Origin of the sequence: Enterococcus sp. AZ156, assembly GCF_051714165.1 — a bacterium.
Lineage (GTDB): Bacteria > Bacillota > Bacilli > Lactobacillales > Enterococcaceae > Enterococcus_B > Enterococcus_B pernyi.
Genome location: NZ_JBIORI010000001.1, coordinates 1,788,230 through 1,808,079, shown reverse-complemented (window position 1 = coordinate 1,808,079; position 19,850 = coordinate 1,788,230). Strand labels below are relative to the sequence as shown.

Annotated in this window: 16 protein-coding genes; 12 read left to right on the top strand and 4 right to left on the bottom strand. The window is 38.2% G+C overall.

What is annotated here, in order from left to right; translation table 11 throughout:
* The first annotated feature begins 288 nt into the window (after positions 1-288).
* From arcA to IGJ95_RS08530, 5 genes are all read left to right on the top strand, one after another.
* Positions 289-1,518, top strand: a complete 1,230-nt coding sequence (gene arcA / locus IGJ95_RS08550) for an arginine deiminase (RefSeq protein ID WP_062805084.1) — start codon at positions 289-291, stop codon at positions 1,516-1,518.
* Positions 1,519-1,623: 105 nt separating this feature from the next.
* Positions 1,624-2,643, top strand: coding sequence for an ornithine carbamoyltransferase (gene argF, locus IGJ95_RS08545; RefSeq protein WP_010735175.1), 1,020 nt, complete (start codon positions 1,624-1,626; stop codon positions 2,641-2,643).
* Between the two features lie 113 nt (positions 2,644-2,756).
* Entirely contained in the window at positions 2,757-3,710 is a 954-nt protein-coding gene (gene arcC / locus IGJ95_RS08540; RefSeq protein WP_010735176.1) for a carbamate kinase, read from the top strand.
* A 458-nt stretch (positions 3,711-4,168) separates the two neighbouring features.
* Complete coding sequence (gene argS, locus IGJ95_RS08535; protein WP_153829747.1) at positions 4,169-5,860, top strand: arginine--tRNA ligase; 1,692 nt, start codon at positions 4,169-4,171, stop codon at positions 5,858-5,860.
* A 356-nt stretch (positions 5,861-6,216) separates the two neighbouring features.
* The gene (locus IGJ95_RS08530) at positions 6,217-8,250 is read left to right on the top strand and encodes an EndoU domain-containing protein (RefSeq protein WP_438761723.1); all 2,034 of its coding nucleotides are present in this window, start codon (positions 6,217-6,219) and stop codon (positions 8,248-8,250) included.
* A 333-nt stretch (positions 8,251-8,583) separates the two neighbouring features.
* On the opposite strand, the gene IGJ95_RS08525 is transcribed toward IGJ95_RS08530, so the two are convergent.
* The 4 genes from IGJ95_RS08525 to IGJ95_RS08510 all read right to left on the bottom strand — a co-directional run bounded on the left by IGJ95_RS08525 (position 8,584) and on the right by IGJ95_RS08510 (position 12,937).
* On the bottom strand, positions 8,584-9,567 hold the full coding sequence (locus tag IGJ95_RS08525; RefSeq protein WP_438761721.1) for a hypothetical protein: 984 nt from the start codon (positions 9,565-9,567) through the stop codon (positions 8,584-8,586).
* Positions 9,568-10,021: 454 nt separating this feature from the next.
* Positions 10,022-11,020 (bottom strand): hypothetical protein, encoded by a 999-nt coding sequence (locus tag IGJ95_RS08520; protein WP_438748235.1) that lies wholly within the window; start codon positions 11,018-11,020, stop codon positions 10,022-10,024.
* A gap of 53 nt (positions 11,021-11,073) precedes the next feature.
* Complete coding sequence (locus IGJ95_RS08515; RefSeq protein WP_023519851.1) at positions 11,074-12,057, bottom strand: hypothetical protein; 984 nt, start codon at positions 12,055-12,057, stop codon at positions 11,074-11,076.
* Between the two features lie 400 nt (positions 12,058-12,457).
* Positions 12,458-12,937, bottom strand: a complete 480-nt coding sequence (locus IGJ95_RS08510; protein WP_010735183.1) for an arginine repressor — start codon at positions 12,935-12,937, stop codon at positions 12,458-12,460.
* 374 nt (positions 12,938-13,311) lie between these two features.
* Between IGJ95_RS08510 and rpsB the strand changes: the two genes are divergently transcribed.
* The 7 genes from rpsB to rseP all read left to right on the top strand — a co-directional run bounded on the left by rpsB (position 13,312) and on the right by rseP (position 19,849).
* Positions 13,312-14,094, top strand: coding sequence for a 30S ribosomal protein S2 (rpsB, locus tag IGJ95_RS08505; RefSeq protein ID WP_010735184.1), 783 nt, complete (start codon positions 13,312-13,314; stop codon positions 14,092-14,094).
* Between the two features lie 102 nt (positions 14,095-14,196).
* Positions 14,197-15,078 carry a translation elongation factor Ts gene (gene tsf, locus IGJ95_RS08500; RefSeq protein WP_010735185.1) on the top strand — a complete coding sequence of 294 codons (882 nt, stop codon included), beginning with the start codon at positions 14,197-14,199 and terminating at the stop codon, positions 15,076-15,078.
* 234 nt (positions 15,079-15,312) lie between these two features.
* Positions 15,313-16,035, top strand: coding sequence for a UMP kinase (pyrH, locus tag IGJ95_RS08495; protein WP_010735186.1), 723 nt, complete (start codon positions 15,313-15,315; stop codon positions 16,033-16,035).
* A 3-nt stretch (positions 16,036-16,038) separates the two neighbouring features.
* The gene (gene frr / locus IGJ95_RS08490) at positions 16,039-16,596 is read left to right on the top strand and encodes a ribosome recycling factor (RefSeq protein ID WP_023519849.1); all 558 of its coding nucleotides are present in this window, start codon (positions 16,039-16,041) and stop codon (positions 16,594-16,596) included.
* Positions 16,597-16,776: 180 nt separating this feature from the next.
* The gene (locus IGJ95_RS08485; protein ID WP_010735188.1) at positions 16,777-17,583 is read left to right on the top strand and encodes an isoprenyl transferase; all 807 of its coding nucleotides are present in this window, start codon (positions 16,777-16,779) and stop codon (positions 17,581-17,583) included.
* Entirely contained in the window at positions 17,580-18,380 is an 801-nt protein-coding gene (locus IGJ95_RS08480; protein WP_023519848.1) for a phosphatidate cytidylyltransferase, read from the top strand. Before IGJ95_RS08485 ends, IGJ95_RS08480 begins: the two co-directional genes overlap by 4 nt.
* A 200-nt stretch (positions 18,381-18,580) precedes the next feature.
* Positions 18,581-19,849, top strand: coding sequence for an RIP metalloprotease RseP (gene rseP, locus IGJ95_RS08475; protein WP_438761719.1), 1,269 nt, complete (start codon positions 18,581-18,583; stop codon positions 19,847-19,849).
* The last annotated feature ends 1 nt before the right edge of the window (position 19,850 follow it).

Below are 19,850 nucleotides of genomic sequence, written 5' to 3'. Positions count from 1 at the left end.
AGTGTATAAAAAACAAATAATATACATAAAGTAAACGCTAACAACCTTAATTTAAATGGGATTTAAAAATATACAAAAAAATTTTTTTGATGAATAAAAATTTTTTTGAGAGAGTTTTCAGTATAAAAAAAAGAGAAATTATTAATAAAAGATGCAAAAATGTGTAATTATTTAATTAAGCTTTAATAATGAGAGATTCTTCTCTTTTTAAATGCGAGAAAAGCATGAAAGTGATTACAAAAGCAGTTTATTCTAAATATGTAATCAAAACGAAGGAGGCAACACAACATGGATAAACCGATTCACGTTTTCTCTGAGATAGGAAAGTTAAAGACAGTATTATTAAAACGACCTGGTCAAGAAGTGGAAAATCTAACGCCTGATATTATGGATCGTTTGTTGTTCGACGACATTCCGTATCTACCGATTGCACAAGCTGAGCATGATGAATTTGCACAAGTGCTCCAAAGTGAAGGCGCTGAAACATTATATTTAGAAAAATTAGCGGCTGAAGCAATCGATGCAGGTAATGTCAAAGAGGAATTTTTAAATAAAATGTTAGATGAATCTTTTATTGCATCTAATGCTGTTAGAGATGGTCTTCATGAGTTCCTTCTATCAATGGAAACTCAAGATATGGTAGATAAGATCATGGCGGGTGTCCGTACAAAAGATATCGATGTGAAATCACGTAGTTTATACGATTTATCATCTGATGACGACTATCCTTTCTACATGGATCCAATGCCAAACCTATACTTTACAAGGGACCCTTCCGCATCAATGGGGAATGGGATGACAATCAATAAAATGGCATTTGAAGCACGTCGTCGTGAGTCAATGTTCACAGAATACATTTTGAACCACCACCCACGTTTTGCAAATAAAGGGGTTGACGTATGGTTGGATCGCGAAAATCCAGATCATATCGAAGGTGGGGATGAATTGATCCTTAGTGACACAGTTGTCGCTGTGGGTATCTCACAAAGAACAAATGCAAAAGCGATTGAGCGTTTAGCACGTCACTTATTTGCGAAAAATGCAGGATTTGAAAAAGTCTTGGCAATCAAGATCCCGAATAATCGTGCCATGATGCATTTAGATACAGTATTTACTATGGTTGACCATGATAAATTCACAATCCATCCAGCGATCCAAAGTAAAGAAGGAAAAATGGACGTCTTTACAATTGAACAAGCTGGCGATGATATCAAAATTTCTCATTCAGATGATTTACAAGAGTCATTGAAATCAGTTTTAGGGTTAGATGATCTTGTATTGATCCCAACAGGTAATGGCGATGCGATTGTTGCACCTCGTGAACAATGGAATGATGGCTCAAACACATTAGCGATTGCTCCAGGGGTGGTAGTTACTTACAATCGTAACTATGTATCAAACGAATTATTGAGAAGCTACGGCATCAAAGTATTGGAAATCACTTCAAGTGAATTGTCACGCGGTCGTGGTGGCCCTCGTTGCATGAGCCAACCATTAGTTCGTGAAGATTTAAAATAGTTTATTCCTGATGGCAGTCACTGTCAGCTGCCATCAGATTTCCTCTTAATACCAAGTGCTTTATGTACTATCAAATAGAATACAATTTTAAAGGAGAATGTTCATATGAAAGAATCAGTATTTCAAGGAAGAAGTTTATTAGCAGAAAAAGATTTTACAAAGGAAGAGTTACAATATTTGATCGACTTTTCTCAACACTTGAAAGATTTGAAAAAACGTGGCATCCCACATCATTACTTAGAAGGAAAAAACATTGCATTACTATTTGAAAAAACATCAACACGTACACGTGCAGCATTTACAACGGCAGCAATCGATCTTGGTGCGCATCCAGAGTATTTAGGTGCAAATGACATCCAATTAGGTAAAAAAGAATCTACAGAAGATACTGCCAAAGTATTAGGTAGTATGTTTGACGGAATCGAGTTCCGTGGTTTCAGCCAAAAAATGGTGGAAGAATTAGCTGAATTCTCAGGCGTACCTGTATGGAATGGTTTAACTGATGAATGGCACCCAACTCAAATGATCGCTGACTTCTTAACGATCCAAGAAAACTTCGGTAAAGTGGAAGGCATCACAGTTGCTTATTGTGGCGATGGACGTAACAACATGGCGAACTCATTGTTAGTAACAGGTGCGATCTTAGGAACAAATATGCGTATCGTTGCACCAAAAGAATTACAACCTGAAGAAGAAATCGTGAAAATGGCTGAAGAGTTTGCAGCGAAATCAGGTGCACAATTAATGATCACTGACGATGTTGCTAAAGGGGTAGACGGAGCAGACGTTCTTTACTCAGACGTTTGGGTATCAATGGGTGAAGAAGATAAATTTGAAGAACGTATCAAATTATTGAAACCTTACCAAATCAATATGGATATGATCGAAAAAACAAACAATACAGATCGTTTGATCTTCTTACACTGCTTACCAGCATTCCATGATACGAAGACAGTTTACGGTGAACAAATGAAAGAACGCTTCGGCATCACTGAAATGGAAGTAACAGACGAAGTATTCCGCAGTAAATATGCACGTCAATTTGAGCAAGCAGAAAACCGTATGCACTCAATCAAAGCAATCATGGCAGCAACACTAGGAAACTTATTCATTCCTCGTGTGTAACAACTAACAAGTAAATAATCAAAACGAGTCAGCGTGAGGATCGTTCAGAAAGAACGCTGGCTTGTTTTGTCATCGGTAAAATTCAGAATGTTCTGAAAGAAAGGGAGATAGACATGGCAAACAGAAAAGTGGTTGTTGCATTAGGCGGAAACGCGATTTTATCAACAGATGCAAGTGCAAAAGCGCAACAAGACGCATTGATGGAAACAGCAAAATACTTAGTGAAATTTATTGAACAAGGAGATGAATTGATCATCTCACATGGTAATGGTCCTCAAGTTGGGAATTTATTGATCCAACAACAAGCGGCTGATTCAGAAAAAACACCGGCAATGCCATTAGATACATGTGTGGCGATGACGGAAGGTTCAATTGGCTATTGGTTGCAAAATGCGATGGGCGAAGTGTTGAAGGAAAAAGGAATCGATAAAGATGTCGTTTCGTTAGTGACACAAGTCATCGTTGATGAAAATGATCCATCGTTCAAAAATCCAAGCAAACCAGTTGGACCGTTCTATACAGAAGAAGAAGCGAATGATCAGATGAAAGCAGACTCTTCTGTAACATTCAAAGAAGATGCAGGACGTGGTTGGCGTAAGGTCGTTGCTTCTCCAAAACCAATCTCAATCAAAGAAGCTCGAGTCATCCAAACATTAGTGGAACAAGGCGTAATCACCATTTCTGTAGGTGGTGGCGGTATTCCAGTAGTGGAAACTGCAACAGGTCTTGAAGGAAAAGAAGCTGTTATCGATAAAGATTTTGCTTCTGAAAAATTAGCAGAGATCATTGGTGCAGATCTATTGATCGTGTTGACGGGTGTCGATAATGTCTACGTAAATTATCAAAAACCAGATCAAAAGAAATTAGAAACAGTTGGTGTTTCAGAAATGAAACAGTATATTGCTGAAAACCAATTTGCTCCAGGAAGCATGTTGCCAAAAGTGGAAGCAGCGATTGCCTTTGTTGAGGCTCGTCCTACTGGGAAAGCAATTATTACTTCCTTAGAAAATATTGAAAATCTATTAGCTTCAGAAGAAGGAACAATCATTGTTGCTGATGAAGCGTAAGAAACTTTTTATCGTTTTACCATGATCATGTGTATAAAATGTCCAGTTGGTTTTTAATCTCCTTTAGACCTCCTGGACATTTTAGCTTATTGTTGAAGGTCAGCTTTTCGAACACCGTTTATTTATGAAGAAAACTCTAGCCAGGAGATTGGATATCTGCTATAATTCAAATCAAGTTAAATAAGAGCAACGTTTGCTGAACAAGAGAGTAATTGGTGTCATTTCGTTCAAAGCGAGTCTGGGTAGAGTGGAAGCCGGACGGACAAATCCCAATGAAGCGCACTTGGAGAACTCTGTCTTTGACAGACGGTCGTCTACCGATATCAGATCGAGCAGGTCCTTTTTAGGACAATTGGAGTGGTACCGCGGGAATTCTCGTCTCTAGTAAATTCATAGGAAATATGGATTTGCTAGAGATTTTTTTGTTTTACAGCAAACAATATGTAGGAGGAAAATAAATGAATAACAAAGATGTTGTTGCAAAAGCACTATATGAAGTCGTACAAGATGACTTGACGTTGGAGCAAGTCGCACAATTACTTGAAAATCCAAAATCAGCGGACCATGGAGATGTCGCATTTCCAACGTTCTCTTTAGCAAAAATCTTCCGCAAAGCACCACAACAGATCGCAGCGGATCTTGCTGAGAAAATCGATGCAACAAATTTTGAAAAAATCGAAGTCGTCGGACCATACTTGAACTTCTTTATGAACAAAGAGATCATCAGTAAGCAAGTGTTAGCTACAGTAGTAAAAGAAAAAGAACACTATGGGGATAGCACGATCGGTAACCAAGGAAGCGTGCCGATCGATATGTCTTCACCAAACATTGCAAAACCAATTTCAATGGGTCACTTACGTTCGACAGTAATCGGAAACTCAATTGGCTTTATTATGGAAAAATTAGGTTATCAACCAGTACGTATCAACCATTTAGGAGACTGGGGTACACAATTTGGAAAACTGATCGTTGCCTACAAAAAATGGGGATCTGCTGAATCTGTAAAAGCTGAACCAATCAATGAATTATTGCGTCTATATGTCCAATTCCACGAAGAAGCTGAAACACAACCTGAATTGAATGATGAAGCTCGTTCTTGGTTCAAGCGTCTAGAAGAAGGCGACGAAGAAGCGATGGAGTTATGGCAATGGTTCCGTGACGAATCAATGAAAGAATTCAACAAGATCTATGACTTGTTAGAAGTTCGTTTTGATTCATTGAACGGGGAAGCTTTCTATAATGACAAGATGGATGAAATCGTCGAATTACTAGAAGAAAAACATCTCTTACAAGAAGACAAAGGTGCAGAAATCGTTGACTTATCTGCTTATGATCTAAATCCTGCCTTGATCAAAAAATCAGATGGTGCGACACTTTATATTACGCGTGATTTGGCAGCTGCACTATACCGTAAACGTACGTATGATTTTAGTCAATCACTATACGTAGTTGGTAATGAACAAAGTTATCACTTTAAACAATTGAAAGCTGTCTTGAAAGAACTAGGTTTTGACTGGGCAGATGATATGCACCATATCCCGTTTGGTTTGATCACACAAGGTGGTAAAAAACTATCGACACGTAAAGGAAAGATCGTTTTACTAGAAGAAGTATTGAATGAAGCAATCGACTCAGCGAAACAACAAATCAGTGAAAAGAATCCTGATTTGGAAAACAAAGATGTCATCGCAAAACAAGTCGGTGTGGGTGCTGTTATTTTCCACGATTTAAAAAATGACCGTTTGAATACGTTTGACTTCAATTTAGAAGAAGTGGTTCGTTTTGAAGGAGAAACAGGTCCTTATGTCCAATATACTCATGCTCGGGCGATGAGTTTATTAGACAAAGCAGGTTTTGTTCCTTCTAAAGATCAAGCTTATGCGTTGAATGACGAAAATAGTTGGGAAGTCGTGAAGCTTGTACAGAAATATCCTGAAACAGTGCTTCAAGCTGGTGAAAAATATGAGCCATCGATCATTGCAAAACATGCGATCAAATTGGCACAAGCGTTCAATAAGTACTATGCACATACAAAAATCTTAGCGAATGATGACCAAAAAGATGCGCGCTTAGCGTTAGTTTATGCTGTCACTGTTTTACTAAAAGAAGACTTACGTCTATTAGGATTACATGCACCAGATAAAATGTAAAAAGTTTCATTGTTTAAAGATTTTCTGAAGAGAAATCTAAATGTTATGTTCCAGTCAATAATCCATGGCATATTTTACAATTGAATTGATTTTTATCTAGAAGGGTTTCTTTTAGAAACGAGCCAAGTCGGGATTTGAAAAAATCCCGGCTTTTTTGACGTATTTTTGGTACGGCATACATTCTTATAGTTGTTTTATGTTGAATTGTACATACAAAAATTTTTATGAATAAATAATTGAATTTCCTTTTCTTATTTTAGAAAAAGTCGTTTCATGAGAATTTTCACTTTTTATTAAGCGCTTTCTTTTCTTGGGATATACTCTCGGTGTCAATAAAAAAGAAAAGGAGTGGAAAAATGAAAAAGAAATGGTTCTCGTTGTTGATGGTTGTAATGTTGTTGTCGTCGGTTTTCCAACCGACACTCTTAGCCTTTGCGAGTGATCGATCCTTCAAAGAAGCAACCTCGCGTCCGGCTGTTGCGATTGATTTAAGTGGCACTTCGCCAGCAAAAGATGAAAAAACATGGAACGAATGGGCAAAACTCCGAGGATTTACGGATACCCTGACTGCCGAACATAACGTATTTGATAATTTAGTTCTAGCGGATTATTTAGACGTGATGGAAGGGCCAAGTACGTTACCCCTCAGTACTCGGTTTGCTCGTTCAAAAATTGCACCGATCATCCAAGCTACCGCCTTTGCTGAATTTACCCGACCCTACTTAAAAGAATCAACCAAAGAGACAGCTGTCAGCCAATTGTACCGTTTGACTTCGACAAGTATCCTAAGGCAGTCGATCAGCTTGCTCGGTGATGCCATTGATGCTCCAGAAGACCCCGTTGAGATTTATCCGACCACCAAAATCGAGTTGGCTAGCTGGATTACGGTCCAAAACCAGTTCCTTGAATACATACAAACAACACCAGAACTATCTGGATATGAGATGCGAACCGGCACGGACGGTATGAGCGGATTGTTCGTTCCTAAAGACACGAATGATCAAAGTCTATTAGTTTATCCAGATACTTCACTGAATGAATACTTACCGGGAAATGAAAAATTACCTCCACGGATCGGCGCCCTCAAGCAAATCAATTTTTCTCCATATAATGGTCCAGGAACACCCTATGTCAATGTGACCATGAGCTATACCGCCTATGACCATCGCCAACAATTATATACACAATATGATGTTCGGGGCATCACGATTCCCTTGGAGACGGACTTTGATACATTTTTAGCAGAAATCGCCACACCTGAACAAGCTCTGGAAGTGGTCAAAGAATACTCGTCCGTCCAATTTGGGGCAGTAGCCCCAACAGATGTTGATTCTGTCAATGACATCGGAAAAGAAATCACCCGTCAGATGATCGATGAGCGGGATGCGCTGATTGATCAATTACCTGATACGTTTCAGACCAATCTATTCCGAATCGCAGCGAAAGCCAATGACAAAGAAGTTGTCACTGATCGGGAAGGTGAGTTTGCGTATCGGGGAACGCAAGAAATTGTTCCCTTAGACCAAATCGACATCGGTTTTAACCAAGAAGTCATCTATACGATCCGCAAAGTGCAAAGCTTTTTCGGTGTCTATTGCAACTACTATGCGTTAGCCGATGGCTTGCTTGATGAAGAACGCACGAATTCTTTGCCAAAGAGTTTAGATGACACCACCATTGCAGCGATTTCTGAAGTCGGTGGCAGTGTATTGAAGCACTTACCAAATTACGAAAATACCGACTGGGTCATCAAGCAGTCCCAATTGAAGCTCGAACCAGTGGATATCTTGCTCATCGCCATGTGCTTACCATGGTCTGAAATGATTTCTGTCTTACAAGCAGTTGAATCCGAAGAAGTTATCCTAGCAGCGATTGAAGTCGAAGAAGCCGAAGCCGCTCGCGTATTGGAAGCGGAAAAGGCTCTAATCACCAAAGGGTGTCCAAATGAAGCCTTGGTAGAGAAGTTACCAACCACCGAATACTATAACCGTAAAGCCTTGCGCCATGTGGCGGGAGAGGTAAGACCGGGGAAAGATGGAAAATTGACTATATCAGGTGCTCATTCGCGCCATCCTGATTTTTATAATCCGGAAAGTGGGGTAGTTTATAAACCGACAGGAACGGTGGTGGAAGGAAAACCGTTTAAATCCGATGTGAGTTATGGGAAAGATTTCAAGAGAGCAGGATCTACCGTTTTTCCAGATAATTGGGATGCAGAAAAAATTACTAGTGAGGTTGAAAGGATTGTAGAGAAAAATGTCACAAATGTTCCAGGTCCACAAGATTATATTGAAAAGGAAAGCAGTGGTAATTTTGAAATAAAAATACATGTGAATGTAAAAGCAAATGGAAAGGTAAACGTTGTGACAGCGTACCCATTTATAAATTAGAGTTAAGAGATTAGAAAATATTTATAATTTACAACAAAATAATAAAGACTAATAACTCTAAAAAAAATTGAGTTATTAGTCTTTTTCAGATATTTTAGAACTGTTCACACTTCAATAATTTTTTTGTGTATTTATGGTACCTACTATATAAAATATTAAGGCTATTATAGAAAGCTTAATCTAGAGGGTTTTTAGCAAATTTTTAAACGAAAATAAAAAAACATTTTGTGAAATAATTAAATTAAGTCTATAGATAAAGTATTATTTTTTTACAAGAGTCTTTCTGTCATTTTTTTGTAATTGACTGAGCATTAAGTACACCATTTTGAATATTCAGGAGTGGATTTGTCGTAGCCCGCGTTCTTTGGAATCAAGGGCTTCAGATTGGAATTTTTCAGTGGAATAATGATCACGCCAGTAATATAGATTATCTAACTGATATTGATGAATAATAGCTAAAGTAGGGTTATTCAATCGCTCTCTTAAATCAAGATAATCAATATTCAACATCCATTTACTGTAAAAATCTCCATGTATACCAAAGCTTATGTTATAGGGAGAACAACCAAATAGAGGAATATCTTCATAGCAAATCTCATATTCTTCCTCCGATAGACCACGTCTATCGTCGTCTAGGTCGTCTTCCTCTGGATCATAAGGACACTCAGCAAGAAAATGTCCATCACTTGGACCAAAATCAATAAATGAATCATCATGGGTCACAGTTAGTCGAGAATCTAATTGATTTAACTGAGTTTCTAGAAATTCCGTATTCTTTTCTACAGCGGCCAAAGGTCGATGCTTAGGGGCAGTGAAGGTGATTAGTCGACTACTTTTTCTACCTTCACCGATCATCTGTGAAGTTCTTTGATAATGAGATGCGATTGTTTGTTGGAATTGTTCTTCTGGAAATAAATCCTTCCAGTAAGATAAGTTTTTTGCTTGATAAGTGTGAATAACAGTTAATATCAAATCGTCAATTGCTTGTAGCGTTTTTCGATCCGAATGATTTACTTTTCCGTAATGTTCATCAATTTGTTCGCCATAAGGTGTAAAACAATAGAGCGTATAAAATTGATATTTCAACCGATACTCCGAATACACAAAATGTTCCATTGGATGATCTGGCACACGAGGATCCCAGTAAATCGACGAAAGTTGTGGAAAGACCTCTGGACCATAATCAATAAAGTTATCATTATGTATCAAAGTCAAATCTGGATCGATTGCTTGAAATTTTTGTGTGAGTTCTTCTGTGATTTTTCGAATCTTGGCTTGTGGTCGACGATTGGGATCGACAAAGGGGAAGAAGGTCATAATCGTTTTTTCCTTTCTATCTATAAAAATTTTTTTAATTAAATTATGACATGTAAATAAGGAGTGTTGGGGACTGTTTTTTTCGTCAATCAGAAAAAAGTAGATGTTTATAATGAAACAAGCAATACCTGCCTAATTCAAAGTTAAATAAGCTTTATATGATTTTTAGCGCTTGTGGTGTTTCTCAAATTTGTATTTATTCTACTAGTGGAAAACATTACTATTGTTGTTTCTATGAGGCATTGAGTGCGAGGTATAGCGGAACTTTCGTAGTAACTGGTGGTATCAGCATATCCTATTTTAAAATAAATATATACTCTGAAGTAAAAGATTTTCTAATGACATGGGTGAATAAGAAACGCAGATGTGGGACTTATTAATTAACTATAAAAAGACTAATGTCAAAACTATTTTTCAAGCTTTGATATTGGTCTTTTTATTTATCGGAATCTATTTAAAGTTTTTTTCCAAGCCTGCTTAAACCTCTTTCTTTATATTCATTGATTTTTTTTTGAAACATTTCAGGTGTATACACAGTACGCCAATAATATAAATTGTTCTGTTGATATTGATAGATGATAGCTAAAATTGAATTATTCAATTGTTCGCTTAAACCAAGGTAGTCCGTATTAAACATCCATTCGTTATAAAAATCCCCATGTATTCCATAGCTTAATTGATAAGGGGAACAACCAAATAAAGAAATACCGCCGTAACTAATTGTATACTCTTCATTAGACAAATAACGTCTAGGATCATCTGGCTCGTCTTCCTCTGGATCGTAAGGGCACTCCGCAAGAAAATGACCGATATCTGGATCAAAATCAATGTATGAGTCATCACGAATCACGGTTAATCGAGAATCTAATTGATCTAACTGAGTTTCTAGAAATTCCGTATTCTTTTCTACAGCAGCTAAAGGTCGATGCTTGGGGTCAGTGAAACTAATTGGTGAACTAATTAGTTCGCCAGGTCCAATAGATTGCGATACTCTCTTGTAGGGTTTTAACTTCTCCTGTTCAAATTGTTTTTCTGTAAATATATCTTTCCAATAGAGAAGGTTATGAACTTGATAGTCATGAATGATTCTTAGGAGAGTCTGTTCAATCATTTTTAAAGTTTTTCTTCGCGAGTCTGCATTCCCTCCAGGGCTTCTATAATATTCGTAAATTTGTTCATCATAAGGCGTAAACCAGTAAAGAGGATAGCCGCCATATCTAAGCAGATACTCCGAATACACAAAATGTTCCATCGGATGATCTGGCACACGAGGGTCCCAATAAATTTTCGATAGCTTTGGAAAGACCTCTGGACCATAATCAATAAAGTTATCATTATGTATCAAAGTCAAATCTGGATCGATTGCTTGAAATTTTTGTGTGAGTTCTTCTGTCATTTTTTTGATCTCTGCTTGTGGTCGACGGTTGGGATCGACAAAGGGGAAGAAGGTCATAGTTACTATCCTTTCTGTTCAAGATTTTTTTAGTTCAATCATAAGATGTTGAATTAATTCAACTTCCATGTCTTTTTATAGTTACGCACTATTTTTTGGAAATCTTCATAGGAATAATTGTTGCGCCAGTAATATTTATTATAGAGCATATATTTCCTCATAATCACTTCGATCGCATCATCTAGTTCCTTACTAAGTCCAAGGTACGTAACATTAGCAATCCCCCCATTAAAGAAGTCGCCATGAAAACTAGTTCCTATACTATAAGGAGAAAGTCCGTAAATGGCTGTCTCATTAAAATAAATGTGGTAATCATAGTGAGATAAGTAACGTCTAGGATCATCTGGCTCGTCTTCTTCAGGATCATAAGGACATTCCGCAAGAAAATGGCCAATATCCGGACCAAAATCAATATAAGAATCATCATGAATCACCGTTAATTGAGAATCTAAGTGATCTAATTGAGTTTCTAAAAATTCGGTATTCTTTTCTACAGCAGCTAAAGATCGATGTTTGGGGTCAGTGAAACTAATTGGCGAACTAATGATTTTTACTGGTCCAACGAATTGTGATAATCGTTTATAAGGTTCTAACTTTTCCTGTTCAAATTGTTTTTCTGTAAATAAGTCTTTCCAGTAGAGTCGGTTACGCACTTGATAGTCATGAATGATTCTTAGGAGAGTCTGTTCAATCATTTTTAAAGTTTTTCTTTCTGGATCTGGAGTTCCTCCAGGTTTTTTATAAGTTTCGTAAAGCCATTCACCATAAGGAGTAAACCAGTAAAGAGGATAGTTTTTATATCTAAGTTGGTACTCCGAGTACACAAAATGTTCCATCGGATGATTTGCCACGCGAGGATCCCAGTAAATCGACGAAAGTTGTGGAAAGACCTCCGGACCGTAATCAATAAAGTTATCATTATGTATCAAAGTCAAATCTGGATCGATTGCATGAAATTTTCGAGTAAGTTCTTCTGTCATTTTTTTGATCTCTGCTTGTGGTCGACGGTTGGGATCGACAAAGGGAAAGAAGGTCATAATCGTTTTTCCTTTCTATGCTATAAAAGTTTTTTAAATTAAAGTATGACATGTAAATAAGTAGTGTGGGGTCCTGTTTTTTCGTCAATCAGAAAAAAGTGGAGGTTTATAATGGAACAAGCAATACCTGCCTAATTCAAAGTTAAATAAGCTTTATATGGTTTTTAGCGCTTGTGGTGTTTCTCAAATTTGTATTTATTCTACTAGTGGAAAACATTACTATTGTTGTTTCTATGAGGCATTGAGTGCGAGGTATAGCGGAAATTTCGTAGTAACTGAAGGTTAAGTCAACTTGAGAGAGGTTCAAGGTTCTTCTCTAGTATTGATTCAAATAAAAAAGATGCTGGCAAATTTCACCAACATCAAAAAATATAGATACAATTACTATTTGTTATGGTATTTAAAAAATTGTAGCTGTAGTGGGATGATGCAAGAAGTTTTCAACTAACTGCGCATCTTCATCATCTTTCGAAATAATGATCGTTGTATCAAAGCCAGCAATCGTACTAACGATATGAGGCGGTTTGATTTCATCTAAGACAGCAGCGAACAATGGTGCGTTGTCTGGTAAGGTGTGGACGATAGTCAAAAAATGAACTCGTTCCACTTTTAACACGATATCTTCAATCATCTGGATCAAACGTTTTTCATCTTCGCTTTTTGATTCAGCTGTCTCCTTTTCTTTGAACAGGACAAAATGGGAAACACCATTTTCATCAGGCGCCTTGACGATTTTTAAGTCACGTATATCTCTTGAAATCGTCGCTTGAGTCGCAGATACACCCATTTCAGTCAGCTTAGCTAACATTTCATCTTGTGTACGGATCGTATAATCTTCAATGATTTGTTTAATCAACAAGTGTCGCTCAGTTTTTCGCATTTTAGTTCTCCTTTAACGAAACTTTTCACAAGTATCATAACAAAAAAACGTTGAATTGCCCATCTTTATTTTCCAGTTACCTGTTTATTTTTTCACGAATTCCTTATAAAAAAACAAAGAAATAAAATAAAAAAATGAGAGGGAGAAAAAGAAGACACAAAAAATTAAGTAAGTTGATTTTTTTTCTTGAATTTTATGCCCAATTCAGTTAAACTATTGAATGTTGAGCAGAAAAAGATCACTTTGGTGTATCTTGCGTCACTACTCAATAAATCCACATTCTTGTTGGATCGTTGGTCGGTGCTTGTAAAAGTTGGCTAGCGAGTTGGAAGACAAGAAGAGGGAAAATAAAAACCAAATCGGAGGAAACAAACATGGCAGTAATTTCAATGAAACAATTACTAGAAGCCGGCGTACACTTTGGTCACCAAACGCGTCGCTGGAACCCAAAAATGAAGAAATACATCTTCACAGAAAGAAACGGAATCTACATTATTGACTTGCAAAAAACAGTTAAATTAGTAGATGCAGCTTACGATTACATGAAGAGCGTAGCAGAAGAAGGCGGCGTTGCTTTATTCGTAGGTACAAAAAAACAAGCACAAGAAGCAATCAAAGATGAAGCTACTCGTGCTGGACAATACTTTGTAAACCACCGTTGGTTAGGTGGAACATTGACAAACTGGGATACGATCCAAAAACGTATCGCTCGTTTGAAACAAATCAATGCAATGGAAGAAGATGGAACTTTTGCAGTTCTACCTAAAAAAGAAGTTGCTGGTTTGAACAAACAACGTGAACGTCTTGAAAAATTCTTAGGTGGTATCGCTGATATGCCAAGAATCCCAGATGTAATGTACATCGTTGACCCACGTAAAGAACGCATTGCCGTTCAAGAAGCACACAAATTGAATATCCCAATCGTAGCAATGGTTGATACAAACTGTGATCCAGATGAGATCGACGTAGTTATCCCATCAAACGACGACGCAATCCGTGCCGTTAAATTGATTACTTCAAAAATGGCTGATGCTTTCATCGAAGGAAATCAAGGGGAAGATCAAGTAGTTGAAGAAGATTTTTCAGCAGAAAACACAGCGACTTCAATCGAAGAAATCGTTGATGTTGTTGAAGGCGACAACTCTTCAGCAGAATAATTTTTAAATGATGGAGCTGTTTCAAAGGCTAGGCGACAAGCCTCACTCTCCTTTGAAACAGCTTTTTTTAAAGAAAAAGCATACAACTAGGAGGAAGAAAAAATGGCAGACGTTACAGCTAAAATGGTAAAAGAACTACGCGACATGACTGGCGTAGGAATGATGGACGCGAAAAAAGCATTGGTTGAAGTTGAAGGTGACATCGAAAAAGCAGTAGATCTTTTACGTGAAAAAGGAATGGCTAAAGCTGCGAAGAAAAACGATCGTATCGCCGCTGAAGGTCTTGCTTCAGTTGCAGTGAAAGGTAATACTGCAGCAATCGTTGAAGTCAACTCAGAAACAGACTTCGTTTCTAAAAACGAAATGTTCCAAGACTTAGTAAAAGAAATCGCTGAACTAGTTGCTGAAAACAAACCAGCTGACATGGACGCAGCAATGAAAATCAAAACATCAAAAGGAACAGTTGAATCTGACTTGATCGAAGCAACACAAGTTATCGGTGAAAAAATCAGCTTCCGTCGTTTTGAAGTAATCGAAAAAGATGACAACGCTGCATTTGGCGGTTACCTACACATGGGTGGACGTATTGCTGTATTAGCTGTTTTAGAAGGTACAACTGACGAAGCAGTAGCTAGAGACGTAGCGATGCACGTAGCAGCGATCAACCCTCGTTATGTAAACGAAACACAAATTCCTGAAGCTGAATTAGATCACGAACGTACAGTCTTGACTGAACAAGCATTGAACGAAGGCAAACCAGCGAACATCGTTGAAAAAATGGTTGAAGGACGCTTAAACAAATTTAAAGCTGAAATCGCATTGGTTGACCAACCATTCGTTAAAGATCCTGATATGACTGTTGAAAAATTTGTTGCTTCTAAAGGCGCAACTGTGAAATCATTTGTCCGCTTTGAAGTCGGCGAAGGTATCGAAAAACGCGAAGATAACTTTGTAGAAGAAGTAATGAACCAAGTGAAAAAATAATCCGGTTTATAGACTTGATCAATGGGACGATGTTTGGGGCAAAGAAAATGAAGATCATTCTCCGTTTTCTTTGTGCCCCCATCGATTCCATCGCTTATTTGAATGAAATGAGGAGCAGCGACATTCGTCACAGCTCTTTTTTTTAGGGCAAGAGATATCAGGAGCATAGGTATTTTCGTGCCTAAACTATCTGGATATGGTAGAATGTCAATAGAAAATATTGGAGGAATGAACATGGTCACACCAAAATATCAGCGTGTCGTCTTAAAATTAAGTGGAGAAGCTTTAGCTGGAGATGAAGGGTTTGGAATCAAACCACCAGTTATCAAAGAAATCATCCAAGAAATCAAAGAAGTCCACGAGTTAGGCGTAGAGATGGCAATTGTTGTCGGCGGTGGAAATATCTGGCGCGGTCAAATTGGCGCACAAATGGGGATGGAACGTGCACAAGCGGATTACATGGGCATGTTAGCAACTGTGATGAATGCTTTAGCATTACAAGATACATTAGAAAATGTTGGTGTTCCTACACGCGTACAAACCTCAATTGAAATGCGACAAATCGCAGAACCATACATCCGTCGTAAAGCAGAGCGTCATTTAGAGAAAGGGCGCATCGTTATTTTTGCCGGTGGTACTGGAAACCCTTATTTTTCTACAGATACAACTGCGGCATTACGTGCAGCTGAAATTGGCGCTGATGTTATTTTAATGGCTAAGAACAATGTTGACGGTGTTTATTCTGCCGATCCAAAAATCGATTCAACAGCAGTGAAATTCGATGAATTGACACACATGGAAGTCATTGCAAAAGGATTACAAGTAATGGATTCAACTGCTAGTTCATTGAGTATGGACAATGATATCCCGTTACTTGTGTTCAATCTTAATGAACATGGAAACATTCGCCGAGCAATCTTAGGTGAAAATATCGGAACAACCGTAAGGGGGAAATAAACAATGGCAGATGCAATTATGACAGAAGCAAAAGACAAGATGCAAAAAGCAGCACAAAATCTACAACGTGAACTTGGACAGATCCGTGCCGGCCGTGCGAATGCGAGCTTATTAGATCGTATAACTGTTAATTATTATGGCGCACCAACACCATTGAACCAATTAGCATCGATCCAGATCCCAGAAGCAAGAGTATTGATGATCACACCATTCGATAAAAGTGTGCTTCAAGACATCGAAAAATCGATCATGGCAAGCGACATCGGTATCAGCCCAACAAATGACGGAAATGTGATCCGTTTAGTCATTCCTCAGTTAACAGAAGAACGTCGGAAAGAATTAGCGAAAGACGTGAAAAAAGAAGCTGAAAATGCGAAAATCGCTGTCCGTAACATTCGTCGTGATGCAATCGATGAGTACAAGAAACAACAAAAAAATGGCGATATCACAGAAGATGATTTGCGTGACTTAGAAAAAGAAGTGCAAACTCTAACAGATGATAGTATCAAAGAAGTAGATCGTATCGCTGCAGACAAAGAAAAAGAATTGCTTGAAGTATAAGAATCAATAAAGACAGGTGGACAGTGTGAAGTGCTGTCTCCTGTTTTTTACTTTTTGACTAAGAAAAACTAAAAAATCCTTTGAATTTGCGTAAAAAAAGGGCTATACCATAGGAAATAACGATAGATATTGCTATAATGGTAAAGATAGTTGTAATTTTTTAGTATGGGAGGAAAAAGAATGTTACGTTTTTTTCCGCAAAAAAACAAATATATTCAAGAAAAAAGTGAGCACCATTTTGATGCGCAGAGAGATATCCCGAAACATATCGCCATCATCATGGATGGGAATGGTCGTTGGGCACAAAACCGTCGTCTTCCACGAGTGGCTGGCCACAAAGAAGGCATGGAAACCGTTAAGAAAGTCACTAAAAAAGCTTCTCGACTTGGGGTAAAGGTGTTAACGCTCTATGCGTTTTCAACCGAAAATTGGAAACGTCCAAAAGAGGAAGTCAATTTTTTGATGCAATTACCTGTAGACTTTTTTGATACGTTCGTCCCTGAGTTGATTGCTGAAAATGTCAAGGTACAAGTGATGGGCTATGAAGAACTTTTGCCGGAACATACGCAAGATGCAGTACGCCGTGCCATTGAACAAACCAAAGAAAATACGGGAATGATCTTAAACTTCGCACTGAATTATGGTAGTCGGGCAGAAATCATCTCTGCAGTCAAAGCAATCAGTGAACAAGTAAAAGAAAACGATCTTTCTACGGAAGACATCGACGAGGACATGATCGCGGATCATTTGATGACCGGTTTCTTACCTCCCGAACTTCGCGATCCAGGATTAGTCATCCGGACAAGTGGCGAAGAACGGATCAGTAATTTCTTATTGTGGCAGATTGCTTATAGTGAATTATATTTTTCAAAAGCCTTATGGCCAGATTTTGACGGCGCCCATTTAGAGGAAGCAATCGCTTCTTATCAACATCGAGACCGTCGTTTTGGTGGCGTAAAAAGTGTAGATAAAGGAGAACAATCATGAAGCAACGTGTGATCACTGCGGTCGTAGCATTGGCATTATTTATTCCGATCATTTGGATCGGAGGAATTGGTCTTGAGCTAGTAGCGGCTTTATTAGCAGTAGTTGGTGTCTATGAACTTTTTCGTATGAAAGGATTGACACTATTAAGTTTTGAAGGAGTTCTTTCTGCCATTGGTGCAGTTTTTCTTGTCCTGCCGAAAGAGCGCTGGTTTTTCTTTTTACCTGAACAAACAAATGAATTTATGTTGTTTTATTTGACTGTGATGATCCTATTGGGTGCCGCTGTCTTCTCAAAAAATATGTATACGATCGATGAAGCTGGTTTTCCAGTTGTTACTAGTTTATATGTCGGTTTTGGTTTTCAAAACTTTGTTAGTGCGCGTACAGAAGGAATCAACGTATTACTTTTTGGCTTGTTCATCGTTTGGGCAACCGATATTGGCGCATATCTAGTTGGTAGACGTTTTGGTAAGCGTAAGCTATGGCCAGATATCTCACCCAATAAAACGATTGAAGGTGCATTAGGGGGAATAGGTAGTGCGTTAGTTGTTGCCTTACTATATTTCTTACTTTATCCACCACAAGAATTGTTTGGACATGGCTTATTCGTCATGTTACTCCTAACGATCATTCTATCGATCGTAGGCCAATTTGGGGATCTAGTCGAGTCGGCAATTAAACGCCACTATGAGGTCAAAGATTCAGGGAACATTTTACCTGGACACGGTGGGATCTTAGATCGATTCGATAGTCTATTGTTCGTCTTTCCAGTCATGTACTTATTTGGATTGATATAAATAAAAATTCTGTAAAAGAAGCTTCCGAAGCCAAAAGTTTTTCGTCCGTCAATCAGACACGATCGGTAAGGAGATTCTTTACAGGATTTTTATTTTTTTACATTTTAATAGGTGCTTGGTGAAGTGTCGATAATATGGTAAAATTAAGTAGTTTTATTTTAACTGAATAAAAAATAATGATTAATGTAAAGGAGAATAGGATGAGAACAATTATCACGTTCATTATCGTTTTTGGCATCTTAGTGATCGTACATGAATTTGGCCACTTCTTCTTTGCGAAACGATCAGGAATCCTAGTTCGCGAGTTTGCGATTGGCATGGGACCTAAAATCTACGGTCATCAAGCAAAAGACGGCACGACTTATACATTGCGTTTGTTACCGATCGGTGGCTATGTGAGAATGGCTGGGAATGGGGACGACGAAACGGAAATGGCCCCAGGAATGCCGTTATCACTCTTGATGGATTCAGATCATGTCGTAAAGAAAATCAATTTAAGCAAAAAGATCCAATTGACCAATGCGATCCCCATGGAATTGATCCGTTATGATCTTGATGAAGCACTCACGATCACAGGTTATGTGAATGGTGATGAAACGCAAGAAGTAACGTATGCAGTGGATCACGATGCTTCGATCATCGAGGCGGATGGGACTGAATTGAGGATCGCACCGAGAGATGTGCAGTTCCAATCAGCCAAATTATGGCAACGAATGTTAACTAACTTTGCAGGTCCAATGAATAATTTTATTCTAGCAATTCTATTATTCATCGTATTAGCGTTCATGCAAGGCGGGGTGACTGTCACAAATACCAACCAAATCGGTGTTGTTACGCCAGACGGAGCTGCGGCTGCAGCCGGACTGAAAGAAAATGATGAAATTCTTTCAGTAGAGGGAAAATCAATCCAAACATGGAATGATCTGACAGCGATCATTACTGAAAATCCAGATAAACCACTTGATTTTGAAGTTGAACGAAATGGACGGGTTTCTTCTGTTGAAGTGACACCGAAAGCAATTGTGTCAAATGGTGAAAAAATTGGTCAACTTGGGATACAAGCGCCAATGAAAACTGGCTTCTTCGATAAGATCATCGGTGGAACACAACGTGCATTTAGTAGCTCTTTGGAAATATTCAAAGCATTAGGTTCATTATTTACCGGCTTTAGCTTGGACAAATTAGGTGGACCGGTGATGATGTTCCAATTGTCTTCTGAGGCAGCGAATCAAGGGATCATGACAGTCATTGGTTTGATGGCTATCTTATCCATGAATTTAGGGATCGTCAATTTATTACCGATTCCAGCATTAGATGGTGGAAAACTAGTCTTGAATATTTTTGAAGGTGTCCGTGGTAAACCACTTAGTCAGGAAAAAGAAGGCGTTTTGACGCTCGTTGGTTTTGGCTTCCTGATGCTATTGATGGTATTAGTAACATGGAATGACATTCAACGATTCTTTTTCTAGA